This is a genomic window from Ramlibacter sp. GS1-15, from assembly GCF_057785015.1.
Window position 1 is genome coordinate 391,726 of the sequence record NZ_JBYNTU010000001.1, and the last position, 13,038, is coordinate 404,763.

Below are 13,038 nucleotides of genomic sequence, written 5' to 3' on the forward strand. Positions count from 1 at the left end.
CCATGCGGCTTGCGCCCTATGCCTGCGATCCGGCGCAGTCGCGTGGGCGCCGCTGGCGCGAGGCGCCCGCGCCCACGCGCACCGAGTTCCAGCGAGACCGCGACCGCATCGTCCATTCGACGGCGTTCCGCCGCCTGGTCTACAAGACGCAGGTGTTCCTCAATCACGAGGGCGACCTGTTCCGCACGCGCCTGACGCACTCCCTCGAGGTGGCGCAGCTCGCGCGCTCCATCGCTCGCTCGCTGGCCCTGAGCGAAGACCTGGTCGAGGCGATCGCGCTCGCTCACGACCTGGGGCACACCCCGTTCGGCCACGCGGGCCAGGACGCGTTGCACGACTGCATGCGCGAAGAAGGGGGCTTCGAGCACAACCTGCAGAGCCTGCGCATGGTGGACGAACTCGAGGAGCGCTACCCGCAGTACGACGGCCTGAACCTGACGTTCGAGACGCGCGAAGGCATCCTCAAGCATTGCTCGCGCGCCAACGCGCAGAAGCTGGAAGCTGCCGAACCGGGCGGTGTCGCGCGACGGTTCCTCGATCGCACGCAGCCCAGCCTGGAGGCGCAGCTTTGCAACCTGGCCGACGAGATCGCGTACAACGCGCACGACATCGACGACGGGGTCCGTTCGGGGCTGGTCACGATGGAACAGCTCGAGGGCGTCGATCTCTTCGAGCGCTTCCGCGCCGAGACGCAGCGTGAGTTCCCGGACCTTCGCGGCCGGCGCGTGCTGTACGAGGCGATCCGCCGGATGCTCAGCGCACAGGTGTACGACGTGATCGACACGACGCGAGCGTTGCTGGCGCAGGCCGACCCGCGTTCGGTCGACGAGGCGCGCCGGGCACCGCCGCTCGTGAAGTTCAGTGGACAAATGGGTGCCGCTTCGGCCGCGCTGAAGCAATTCCTGCTGCACAACCTCTATCGCCATCCGCAGGTGATGGCGATGACCGCGCAGGCGAAGGAAGTCGTGCGCGAACTGTTCGACGCCTACATGGCCGATCCCGCGCAGCTGCCCGCCGATTTCGCGGCGCGTCCGGACCGCGCGCGATCCGTGGCCGACTACATCGCCGGGATGACCGACCGCTTCGCCGCGCGCGAGCACGAACGGCTCACGGGGCGCAAGCTGCTTTCGTGAGCGTACGGCGAATCGATCCCGCGATGCTGGTCGTCGCCGGTGGCGTGGCGGCCGCGCTGCACGTCGGCAAGCTGCCCACCGCCCTGCCGGTGTTGCGTGACGCGCTGGGCGTGACGCTGGTTCAGGCGGGTTTCCTGTTATCGCTCGTACAGTTCGCGGGCATGCTGCTCGGGTTGCCTGTCGGCCTGGGCGCCGACACCTTGGGCCTGAAGCGCACGATGGCCGGCGGCCTGCTGCTCCTGTCGCTCGCCAGCGCCGCCGGCGCGTTTGCGCAGGATGCCGGCACGTTGATGCTGTTGCGCGGCATCGAAGGATTGGGCTTCTTGCTGGCGTCGATGCCCGCACCGGGCCTGATCCGCCGGCTGGTCGAGCCTTCACGCGTCAATGCGGCCTTGGGCATCTGGGGCGCCTACATGCCTGTGGGCACGGCGTTCGCACTCGTCGCCGGCGCGCCCGTGATGCACTTCGTCGCCTGGCGCGGGTGGTGGGCACTGCTGGCGCTGATCGCGTTCGCCATGGCGGCGCTGTTGTGGATGCTGCTTCCTGCCGACCCGCCGCGGCATGCGCCTGTGTCCCCCTCGCGTCCCTGGGGGGAGCGGTTGCGTCAGACCTTGCGGTCGCGCGGCCCGTGGCTGGTCGCGCTGAGCTTCGCCGCGTACTCGGCGCAATGGTTGTCGGTCATCGGGTTCCTGCCGACGATGTATGCGCAGGCGGGGCTCGCGCCATCGAGCGCCGGCACGGCAACGGCGCTTGCTGCGCTCGTGAACATGGTGGGCAATGTTGCCGCCGGCCGGCTGTTGCAAACGGGTGTCGCCGCGCCGCATCTGCTGCGTGCCGGGTTCACCGCCATGGCGATCGGCGCGCTGGTCGCGTTCGGCGACGCGGACCTGCCCGCGTCGTTGCGGTATGCAGGCGTGCTGCTCTTTTCGATGGTCGGGGGACTGGTTCCGGCGACCTTGTTCTCGCTCGCGGTGCGGCTGGCGCCGGGCGAATCGACGATCTCCACGACCGTGGGCTGGATGCAGCAATGGTCCGCGATCGGACAGTTCGCCGGCCCGCCGGCCGTGGCGTTGGTCGCATCGTCGGTGGGCGGCTGGCAGTGGAGCGGTGCGGTGACCGGTGGCTGCGCAGTGATGGGCTTCCTGTTCGCCGGGTTCATCGGCAACGCGATCGTTCGCGCGCGTCGATAATGTCGGCTCCGGAGCAGCAGCACCTTCCCGAAATGTCATCCAGCGACGACGTGTATGTGCGCGATACGCGTCGCTGGCTCGAGCGCGCGGTGATCGGGCTGAATCTGTGCCCCTTCGCGAAGGCGGTGCACGTGAAAGGGCTCGTGCACTATGTCGTGAGCGCGGCGACGGAGACCAGCCAGCTGCTCGCCGACGTGCGCGCGGAACTCGACGCGCTCGTTGCCGTCGCTCCTGAGGTTCGCGAAACGACACTGCTCATCGTGCCCCGCTGCCTGCAGCATTTCCTCGATTTCAACGAGTTCCTGGGACAGGCGGAGCGTGCCCTGCGCCAGCGCAAGCTCGAAGGAGTGATCCAGATCGCGAGCTTCCATCCGCACTTCCGTTTCGAAGGCACCGAAGAGGACGACATCACCAATTTCACCAACCGCTCGCCGCATCCCGTGATCCACCTGCTGCGCGAGGCCAGCATCGATCGCGCGGTGGAGGCGTTTCCCCATCCGGAATCGATCTACGAGGCGAACATGGAAACGCTGCGCCGGATGGGACGCGCGGGCTGGGATGCGCTGGACGTGGGGCCGAGCCGATGAACGTGGCGGAACAGCTGGAGCTCAAGCCCGGCCAGTCGCTCGAGCTGCTCAAGGAGCTGCATATCCTCACGCGTGAGGGCCGCATCAACCAGGATTCGCGCCGCAAGCTCAAGCAGGTCTATCACCTGGTGCAGTTCATCGAGAAGGTGCTGCAGGACTCGCCGCAGCGCGATGCCGGGCCTACGCTGGCCGACCATGGCGCGGGCAAGTCGTACCTGGGCTTCATTCTTTACGACCTGTATTTCAAGCGGCTGGGTCGTGGCCGGATCTACGGCATCGAAACCCGGCCCGAGCTGGTCGAGAAATCGCAGGAGCTGGCGACGCGCCTGGGCTTCGACCGCATGTCCTTCCTGAACATCAGCGCGGCCGACGCGGCGGGCAGCGCCGTGCTGCCGGAGCGAATCGATGTCGTCACCGCACTGCATGCGTGCGACACGGCGACGGATGACGCCATCGCGTTCGGGTTGCAAAAGCAGGCGCGGCATATGGTGCTCGTGCCGTGCTGCCAGGCCGAGATCGCGGCGTGCCTGCGCAAGGACAAGGCGCTGTCGCTCTCGCGCACACCGCTGGCCGAACTGTGGCGACATCCGCTCCACACGCGCGAGATGGGCAGCCAGCTGACCAACGTCCTGCGTTGCCTGTACCTCGAGGCGCGCGGCTACAGCGTCACCGTGACGGAGCTCGTCGGATGGGAGCACAGCCTGAAGAACGAGCTGATCCTTGCGAGCTACACCGGCCAGCGCAAACGCGCGGCCGCCGATCACCTGGGCGCAATCCTGGGCGAATTCGGCCTGCAGTCTCTCCAGCCGTTGCGCTACCCCGGCCTCTAATGGGGGTCAGATTCCAATTAAGATCGGGCCGAAGGTCCGATCGCTCATGGCACGTCTTCCCCGCCTCACTCTCCCGGGCTACCCCCACCACATCATCCAGCGCGGCAACAACCGGCAGGCGATTTTCGCGGGAACCCCCGATTACGAAACGCTGCTGGGACTGATCGAGGAGTTCGCACGCAAATTCGGCGTGGCGATCCACGCCTATGTGCTCATGAGTAACCACTTCCACCTGCTGGCAACCCCTGCGACTGTGGAAGGCGTGCCGCAGATGATGCAGGCGCTCGGCCGCAGCTATGTGCGCTATTTCAATGCGCGCCAGGGTCGCACGGGCACGCTGTGGGAAGGGCGTTACAAGTCGACGCTGATCCAGGCGGAGCGGTATCTGCTCGCCTGCATGGTGTACATCGACCTGAACCCGGTGAGGGCGGGGCTCGTCGCGGATCCGGCCGATTACCCGTGGTCGAGTCATCTGCACTACGTCGGCCGCCGCTCGGACAAGCTCATCACGCCGCATCCCTTGTACTGGGAGCTGGGCAATACGCCGTTCGCCCGCGACATCGCCTATGCCGAGCTGGTCCGCGGCGGCATAGGGTCGCAGCAACAGCAGGCGCTCACCGAAGCGACGTTCCGGGGCTGGGCATTGGGTGAGCCGGACTATGTGGCAGACCTCCAGCGGCGTACCGAACGTCGCGTAGCCAAAGCCAAGGCTGGACGACCGCGGGCGGGATAGGCCACAGCGGTTCGGGGTCGAAGCACAGGCGCGTTTAATGTGTCCCCAATTAACTTTGCACTAAATCAGACCCGATTTAATCGGAATCTGACCCCATTTATTTTGCTTGGCAGGGTTGCTGCGGCGCAGTATGCTCGCTTTCCCTATGTCCGTACCGCAGGAGGGCGCCATGACGACGGCCGCCGAGATTTCCCAGTTGCAAGCAGAAGGCCTGTATTCGGCCGCCAACGAACACGACGCCTGCGGTGTCGGTTTCGTCGCCCACATCAAGGGTGAGAAAAGCCATGCCATCGTCCAGCAGGGCCTGAAGATCCTGGAGAACCTGGATCACCGGGGCGCCGTCGGTGCCGACAAGCTGATGGGTGACGGTGCGGGCGTGCTGATCCAGATGCCCGATGCGCTGTATCGCGAGGAGATGGCCAAGCAGGGCGTCGAGCTGCCGCCGATCGGTGAATACGGCGTCGGCATGATCTTCCTGCCCAAGGAACACGCATCCCGCCTGGCCTGCGAGCAGGAGCTCGAACGCGCGGTGAAGGCCGAAGGCCAGGTGCTGCTCGGTTGGCGCGACGTGCCGGTCGATCACACGATGCCGATGTCGCCCGCCGTGAAGGCCAAGGAGCCGATCCTGCGCCAGATCTTCATCGGCCGCGGCCACGACGTGATCGTGCAGGACGCGCTGGAGCGCAAGCTCTACGTGATCCGCAAAACCGCCAGCGCGGCCATTCAGAACCTCAAGCTCAAGCACTCGAAGGAGTACTACGTCCCGTCGATGTCCAGCCGCACGGTGGTCTACAAGGGCCTGCTGCTGGCAGACCAGGTCGGCACCTACTACCTCGACCTGAAGGATCCGCGCTGCGTCTCGGCACTCGCGCTCGTGCACCAGCGCTTCTCGACCAACACTTTCCCCGAGTGGCCGCTCGCCCACCCGTATCGCTACGTGGCGCACAACGGCGAGATCAACACCGTCAAGGGCAACTACAACTGGATGCGCGCCCGCGAAGGCGTGATGTCCTCGCCGGTGCTGGCGGCGGACCTGAAGAAGCTCTACCCGATCTCTTTCCCGACGCAGTCGGACACGGCCACGTTCGACAACTGCCTCGAGCTGCTGACCATGGCGGGCTACCCGCTGTCGCAGGCCGTGATGATGATGATTCCCGAGCCGTGGGAACAGCACACGATGATGGACGAGCGCCGCAAGGCGTTCTACGAGTACCACGCCGCGATGCTCGAGCCCTGGGACGGCCCGGCCTCCATCGTGTTCACCGACGGACGCCAGATCGGCGCCACGCTGGACCGCAACGGCCTGCGTCCTTCGCGCTACTGCGTGACCGACGACGACCTCGTGATCATGGCTTCGGAATCCGGCGTGCTGCCGGTGCCCGAGAACAAGATCGTGCGCAAGTGGCGCCTGCAGCCGGGCAAGATGTTCCTGATCGACCTCGAGCAGGGCCGCATGATCGACGACGAGGAGCTCAAGGCCAACCTCGCGAACAGCAAGCCCTACAAGCAGTGGATCGAGAACCTGCGCATCAAGCTCGATGACCTGACCGACACCTCGGGCACCATCCCGCCGAGCGAAGTCGACCTGCTCGATCGCCAGCAGGCCTTCGGCTACACGCAGGAGGACATCAAGTTCCTCATGTCGCCGATGGCGCAGACCGGCGAAGAGGGCATCGGCTCGATGGGCAACGACAGCCCGCTGGCCGTGCTGTCGGACAAGGACAAGCCGCTCTACAACTACTTCAAGCAGCTGTTCGCGCAGGTGACGAACCCGCCGATCGACCCGATCCGCGAGGCGATCGTGATGTCGCTCGTGTCCTTCATCGGTCCGAAGCCGAACCTGCTGGACATCAACCAGGTCAACCCGCCGATGCGCCTGGAGGTGAGCCAGCCGATCCTGGATTTCGCCGACATGGCCAAGCTGCGCGACATCGACAAGATCACGCACGGCAAGTTCAGCAGCTACACGCTGGACATCACCTACCCCGTGTCCTGGGGCAGCGAAGGCGTCGAGGCCAAGCTCGCCTCGCTGAATGCGGAAGCGGTCGACGCGATCAAGGGCGGCGCCAACATCCTGATCGTCAGCGACCGCGGCGTGTCGCCGACGCAGGTGGCCATTCCCGCGCTGCTGGCGCTGTCGTCCATCCACCAGCACCTGATCCGCGAAGGCCTGCGCACCACGGCCGGCCTCGTCGTCGAGACGGGCACGGCGCGCGAAGTGCATCACTTCGGCGTGCTCGCCGGCTACGGCGCGGAAGCCGTGCATCCGTACCTCGCGATGGAGACGCTGGTCTCCATCCACAAGGACCTGCCCGGCGACCTCAACCCCGACAAGGCGATCTACAACTACGTCAAGGCGATCGGCAAGGGCCTGTCGAAGATCATGTCCAAGATGGGCGTGTCGACGTACATGTCCTACTGCGGCGCGCAGCTGTTCGAGGCGATCGGCATCAACAGCGACACGATAGCCAAGTACTTCACCGGCACGGCCAGCCGGGTCGAAGGCATCGGCGTGTTCGAGATCGCCCAGGAAGCGATCCGCATGCACAAGGCCGCGTTCGGCAACGACCCGGTGCTCGCCAACATGCTCGACGCCGGCGGCGAATACGCCTGGCGCACGCGCGGCGAGGAGCACATGTGGACGCCCGACGCGATCGCCAAGCTGCAGCACGCCTCGCGCGCGAACAACTGGAACACCTACAAGGAATACGCCCAGCTGATCAACGACCAGAGCCGCCGCCACATGACACTGCGCGGCCTGTTCGAGTTCAAGGTCGATCCGTCGAAGGCGATCCCGCTGGACCAGGTCGAACCCGCAAAGGAGATCGTGAAGCGCTTCGCCACCGGCGCGATGTCGCTCGGCTCGATCTCGACCGAGGCGCACACGACGCTGGCGGTCGCGATGAACCGCATCGGCGGCAAGAGCAACACCGGCGAAGGCGGCGAGGACCCGGTGCGCTATCGCAACGAGCTCAAGGGCATCCCGATCAAGCAGGGCCAGACGCTCTCGCAGATCCTCGGCAAGGAGATCGTCGAAGTCGACTACGCGCTGAACGAAGGCGATTCGCTGCGCTCGAAGATCAAGCAGGTGGCCTCCGGCCGCTTCGGCGTGACGGCGGAGTACCTGTCGTCGGCCGACCAGGTCCAGATCAAGATGGCGCAGGGCGCCAAGCCGGGTGAAGGCGGCCAGCTGCCGGGCGGCAAGGTCTCGAAGTACATCGGCAAGCTGCGCTACTCCGTGCCCGGCGTGGGCCTGATCTCCCCGCCGCCGCACCACGACATCTATTCGATCGAGGACCTCGCGCAGCTCATTCACGACCTCAAGAACGTCGCGCCGCATTCGTCGATCAGCGTGAAGCTGGTGTCCGAAGTGGGCGTGGGCACGATCGCCGCGGGCGTTGCGAAGTGCAAGGCGGACCACGTAGTGATCGCCGGGCACGACGGCGGTACGGGCGCTTCGCCCTGGTCGTCGATCAAGCACGCGGGCTCGCCGTGGGAGATCGGCCTTGCGGAAACGCAGCAGACGCTGGTGCTGAACCGCCTGCGCGGACGCATCCGCGTCCAGGCCGACGGCCAGATGAAGACCGGCCGCGACGTCGCGATCGGCGCGCTCCTGGGGGCCGACGAATTCGGTTTCGCGACGGCGCCGCTGGTGGTCGAGGGCTGCATCATGATGCGCAAGTGCCACCTGAACACCTGCCCGGTGGGCGTGGCCACCCAGGATCCGGTGCTGCGCAAGAAGTTCGCCGGCAAGCCCGAACACGTCGTCAACTACTTCTTCTTCGTCGCCGAGGAAGTGCGCCAGATCATGGCGCAGCTGGGCATCCGCAAGTTCGACGACCTGGTCGGCCGCTCCGACCTGCTCGACATCAAGCGCGGCATCGAGCACTGGAAGGCGCGCGGCCTCGATTTCTCGCGCCTGTTCGCGCAGCCGAAGGTCCCGGCCGACGTCGCGCGCTACCAGTGCGAGGAGCAGGACCACGGCCTGCACAAGAGCCTGGACAACATCCTGATCGAGAAGTCGCGCCCGGCGATCGAGCGCGGCGAGAAGGTGCATTTCATCGAGGTGGCGCGCAACGTGAACCGCACCGTGGGCGCGATGCTCTCCGGCGCGCTGACGAAGGTGCACCCCGAGGGCCTGCCCGACGACACGATCCGCATCCAGCTCGAAGGTACGGGCGGCCAGTCGTTCGGGGCGTTCCTCGCGCGCGGCATCACGCTGTACCTGATCGGCGATGCCAACGACTACACCGGCAAGGGCCTGTCGGGCGGCCGCATCGTCGTGCGTCCGTCGATCGACTTCCGCGGCGAGGCGACGAAGAACATCATCATCGGCAACACGGCGCTGTACGGTGCGACCAGTGGCGAGGCCTTCTTCAGCGGCGTCGCCGGCGAGCGCTTCGCGGTGCGCCTGTCGGGCGCGACGGCGGTGGTCGAGGGCACGGGCGACCACGGCTGCGAATACATGACCGGCGGCACGGTGGTCGTGCTCGGCAAGACCGGCCGCAACTTCGCGGCGGGCATGTCGGGCGGCATCGCCTACGTGTACGACGAGGACGGCCAGTTCGCCAGCCGCTGCAACACCGCGATGGTGTCGCTCGAACGCGTGGGCACGGCGGCGGAGCAGAAGGCCACGTCGCGCACGCGCCTGCACAAGGACCAGCCCGACGAGCAACTGCTGCGCAAGCTGCTGGAGGAGCACAACCGCTGGACCGGCAGCCGCCGCGCCCGCGAGCTGCTGGATGACTGGGCCAACGCCCGCGCCAGGTTCGTGAAGGTGTTCCCCAACGAATACAAGCGCGCGCTCATCGAGATGTACGACCGCGAAGTGGAAGCGGCGAGCACGGGCAACAACGCGCACGTGGCCATGAAGCACGAAACGGCCGTGGCGGCCAAATAAGCGTCGAGGACAGGACGGAGCACACGAATGGGCAAGATCACCGGCTTCATGGAATTCGAGCGCATCGAGGAGGGCTACAAGCCCGTGCCCGAGCGCGTGAAGCATTACAAGGAATTCGTCCTGGGGCTTACCGACGAGCAGGCCAAGGTGCAGGGCGCGCGCTGCATGGATTGCGGCACGCCCTTCTGCAACTCGGGCTGCCCGGTGAACAACATCATCCCGGACTTCAACGACCTGGTGTACCGGCAGGATTGGCAAAACGCCTGGGCGGTGCTCGACTCGACGAACAACTTCCCGGAGTTCACGGGCCGCATCTGTCCCGCGCCTTGCGAGGCGGCATGCACGCTCAACGTGAACGACGAGGCGGTCGGCATCAAGTCGCTGGAGCACGCGATCATCGATCGTGCGTGGGAGCACCACTGGGTCAAGCCGCGCGTCGCCAGGAACAAGACGGGCAAGAAGGTGGCGGTCGTGGGCTCGGGCCCGGCCGGCATGGCCGCCGCGCAGCAGCTCGCGCGCGCGGGCCACGACGTGACGCTGTTCGAGAAGAACGACCGTATCGGCGGCCTGCTGCGCTACGGCATCCCCGACTTCAAGATGGAGAAGGTCCATATCGATCGCCGCGTCGAGCAGATGAAGGCCGAAGGCGTCACGTTCCGCACGGGCGTGATGGTCGGCAAGCTGCCCGAAGGCTCGAAGGTGATGAACCTCGCCAAGGAGCAGGTCGACCCGAAGGCGCTGCTGAAGGACTTCGACGCGGTGCTGCTCACGGGCGGCGCCGAGCAGTCGCGCGACCTGCCGGTGCCGGGCCGCGACTTGGACGGCATCCATTTCGCGATGGAGTTCCTGCCGCAGCAGAACCGCGTCAACGCGGGCGACAAGGTCAAGGGCCAGATCTCCGCGGCCGGCAAGCACGTCATCGTGATCGGCGGCGGCGACACCGGCAGCGACTGCGTCGGCACCAGCAACCGCCACGGCGCGAAGAGCGTGACGCAGTTCGAGCTGATGCCGATGCCTCCCGAGCAGGAGAACAAGGAGCTGACCTGGCCGTACTGGCCGTACAAATTGCGTTCGAGCTCTTCGCACGAGGAAGGCTGCGAGCGCGAGTTCGCCATCGCCACCAAGGAATTCATCGGCGACAAGGGCAAGGTCACGGGCCTCAAGACGGTGCACGTGGAGTTCAAGGACGGCAAGTTCAACGAGGTTCCCGGTACCGAAAAGGAATACAAGGCGGATCTCGTGCTGCTCGCCATGGGGTTCGTCAGCCCCGTGCAGACCATCCTCGAAGGCTTCGGCGTCGACAAGGACGCGCGCGGTAACGCGAAGGCGAGCACCGACTTCATCGGCGGTTACACGACGAGCGTGCCCAGGGTGTTTGCGGCGGGCGATATGCGCCGCGGCCAGTCGCTGGTGGTCTGGGCGATCCGCGAAGGGCGCCAGGCTGCCCGGGCTGTCGATGAATTCCTGATGGGATTCAGTGACTTGCCTCGCTGAGCCGGTCCAAGCAAGCATCCAGCTCAGCACTTATCATTCAGGGTTTCCACCCAACCCACCCTGAATGACGGACCCCGACCCGAGGCCCATCGTCGAATGTCGTCACCTGAGCTTCGGCTACGGTGAGCGGCTCGTGCTGGAGGACCTGACGTTCACGGTTCCCCGCGGCAAGGTCACGGCCCTCATGGGCGCGTCCGGCGGCGGCAAGACCACCGTGCTTCGCCTGATCGGCGGCCAGATCCGCCCGCGCGCCGGGCAGGTCCGGTTCGACGGGCAGGAGGTCGCTTCGCTCGATGCCGCGGGTCTCTATTCGGCGCGTCGGCGCATGGGCATGTTGTTCCAGTTCGGCGCGCTCTTCACCGACCTGTCGGTCTTCGAGAACGTCGCCTTCCCGTTGCGCGAACACACGCAACTGCCCGAGGACCTCATTCGGGACATCGTGCTGATGAAGCTCAATGCCGTGGGCCTGCGCGGCGCGCGCGACCTGATGCCGCGCGAAGTGTCGGGTGGCATGGCACGCCGCATCGCGCTGGCGCGTGCGATCGCGCTCGACCCCGAGCTCGTGATGTACGACGAACCGTTCGCCGGGCTCGACCCGATCTCGCTCGGCACGATCGCGCAACTGATCCGCAGCCTCAACGACGCGCTGGGCATCACCAGCCTGGTCGTTTCGCACGACCTGGAAGAGACCTTCCTCATCGCCGATCACGTGATCATCCTGGCCAACGGCAAGCTGGCCGCGCAAGGCTCCCCCGAGGAGGTCCGGGCCTCCAAGGACCCGCTCATCGACCAGTTCGTGCATGCGCGTGCCGACGGGCCGGTGCCCTTTCACTATCCCGGCCCCACGGTGGCGCAGGATTTCGACCGGGGGCTCGCGCGATGATCGCCTGGCTGCATCCCGCCAACGTGGGTTTCGCCACCCGGCGCAAACTGGCCGACCTGGGTTACGGCGCACGCTTGCTGCTGCGCCTGACAGCCCAATTCGGCGCCGCGATGCGGCGCTTCGGGCTGGTGCGCGACCAGGTGCACTTCCTCGGCAACTATTCGCTCGCGATCATCGCGGTCTCGGGCCTGTTCGTCGGTTTCGTGCTGGCCCTGCAGGGTTACTACACCTTGCAGCGTTACGGGTCCTCGGAGGCGCTCGGCCTGCTGGTCGCCCTGAGCCTGGTGCGCGAATTGGGGCCGGTGGTCACGGCCTTGTTGTTCGCCGGGCGTGCGGGCACCTCGCTCACCGCCGAGATCGGCTTGATGAAGGCGGGCGAGCAGTTGTCCGCCATGGAGATGATGGCCGTGGACCCCGTGCAGCGCATCCTCGCGCCGCGCTTCTGGGGCGGCGTGATCGTCATGCCCTTGCTGGCCGCGGTGTTCAGCGCCGTCGGCATCCTCGGCGGCTGGCTGGTCGGCGTGGCGCTGATCGGGGTGGACCCGGGCGCGTTCTGGGGGCAGATGCAAGGCGGCGTCGACGTCTGGAAGGACGTCGGCAACGGCGTCGTCAAGAGTTTCGTGTTCGGCGTGACGGTCACGTTCGTCGCGCTGCTCGAAGGATTCGAGGCGCAGCCCACACCCGAGGGCGTGTCGCGCGCGACGACGCGCACGGTGGTGGTGGCCTCGCTCGCGGTGCTGGGGCTCGACTTCGTGCTCACCGCGATGATGTTCAGTATCTGAGGAAGAAAGAGCCAAGAGATGGAACGTTCCCGAAGCGATGTGTGGGTCGGCCTGTTCGTGCTGCTGGGGGCAGCGGCGATCCTGTTCCTCGCCCTGCAATCCGCCAACCTGCTGTCCCTGAGCTTCCAGCCGACGTACCGCGTCATGGGGAAGTTCGACAACATCGGCGGCCTGAAGAAGCAGGCGGCCGTGAAGAGCGCCGGCGTGGTGGTGGGCCGGGTGGACTCGATCACCTTCGACGACAAGAGCTTCCAGGCGCGGGTCACGCTCGCGCTCGAGACGCGCTACACCTTCCCGAAGGACAGCTCGCTCAAGATCCTCACCAGCGGCCTGCTGGGCGAACAATACGTGGGCATCGAGCCGGGCGCCGATGACAAGAACCTGGCGGCCGGCGATACCATCAGCACGACGCAATCGGCCGTCGTGCTGGAGAACCTGATCGGTCAGTTCCTCTACAACAAGGCGGCTGAGGGCGCGCCGGCAGGGCAGGCGACGAAGAAATGAGA

10 protein-coding genes are annotated in these 13,038 nt (G+C 66.3%); all 10 read left to right on the forward strand.

Annotation, left to right across the window (positions count from 1 at the left end; genetic code table 11):
- The first annotated feature begins 2 nt into the window (after nt 1-2).
- The 10 genes from AC3EF3_RS01970 to mlaD all read left to right on the forward strand — a co-directional run bounded on the left by AC3EF3_RS01970 (nt 3) and on the right by mlaD (nt 13,036).
- Nucleotides 3-1,133 carry a deoxyguanosinetriphosphate triphosphohydrolase gene (locus AC3EF3_RS01970; protein ID WP_488530480.1) on the forward strand — a complete coding sequence of 377 codons (1,131 nt, stop codon included), beginning with the start codon at nt 3-5 and terminating at the stop codon, nt 1,131-1,133.
- Entirely contained in the window at nt 1,130-2,323 is a 1,194-nt protein-coding gene (locus AC3EF3_RS01975; RefSeq protein WP_488530481.1) for an MFS transporter, read from the forward strand. The genes AC3EF3_RS01970 and AC3EF3_RS01975 overlap by 4 nt, the downstream gene beginning before the upstream one ends.
- A gap of 32 nt (nt 2,324-2,355) precedes the next feature.
- Nucleotides 2,356-2,910, forward strand: coding sequence for a DUF1415 domain-containing protein (locus AC3EF3_RS01980; protein WP_488530482.1), 555 nt, complete (start codon nt 2,356-2,358; stop codon nt 2,908-2,910).
- Complete coding sequence (locus tag AC3EF3_RS01985; protein WP_488530483.1) at nt 2,907-3,740, forward strand: class I SAM-dependent methyltransferase; 834 nt, start codon at nt 2,907-2,909, stop codon at nt 3,738-3,740. Before AC3EF3_RS01980 ends, AC3EF3_RS01985 begins: the two co-directional genes overlap by 4 nt.
- Nucleotides 3,741-3,786: 46 nt before the next feature.
- The gene (locus tag AC3EF3_RS01990; RefSeq protein ID WP_488530484.1) at nt 3,787-4,473 is read left to right on the forward strand and encodes a transposase; all 687 of its coding nucleotides are present in this window, start codon (nt 3,787-3,789) and stop codon (nt 4,471-4,473) included.
- Between the two features lie 169 nt (nt 4,474-4,642).
- Nucleotides 4,643-9,373 carry a glutamate synthase-related protein gene (locus tag AC3EF3_RS01995; RefSeq protein ID WP_488530485.1) on the forward strand — a complete coding sequence of 1,577 codons (4,731 nt, stop codon included), beginning with the start codon at nt 4,643-4,645 and terminating at the stop codon, nt 9,371-9,373.
- 27 nt (nt 9,374-9,400) lie between these two features.
- Nucleotides 9,401-10,867 (forward strand): glutamate synthase subunit beta, encoded by a 1,467-nt coding sequence (locus AC3EF3_RS02000; RefSeq protein WP_488530486.1) that lies wholly within the window; start codon nt 9,401-9,403, stop codon nt 10,865-10,867.
- A 64-nt stretch (nt 10,868-10,931) separates the two neighbouring features.
- Nucleotides 10,932-11,750 carry an ABC transporter ATP-binding protein gene (locus AC3EF3_RS02005; protein WP_488530487.1) on the forward strand — a complete coding sequence of 273 codons (819 nt, stop codon included), beginning with the start codon at nt 10,932-10,934 and terminating at the stop codon, nt 11,748-11,750.
- Nucleotides 11,747-12,532, forward strand: a complete 786-nt coding sequence (gene mlaE / locus AC3EF3_RS02010; RefSeq protein ID WP_488530488.1) for a lipid asymmetry maintenance ABC transporter permease subunit MlaE — start codon at nt 11,747-11,749, stop codon at nt 12,530-12,532. Before AC3EF3_RS02005 ends, mlaE begins: the two co-directional genes overlap by 4 nt.
- An 18-nt stretch (nt 12,533-12,550) precedes the next feature.
- Nucleotides 12,551-13,036 carry an outer membrane lipid asymmetry maintenance protein MlaD gene (mlaD, locus tag AC3EF3_RS02015; RefSeq protein WP_488530489.1) on the forward strand — a complete coding sequence of 162 codons (486 nt, stop codon included), beginning with the start codon at nt 12,551-12,553 and terminating at the stop codon, nt 13,034-13,036.
- Nucleotides 13,037-13,038 lie beyond the last annotated feature (2 nt).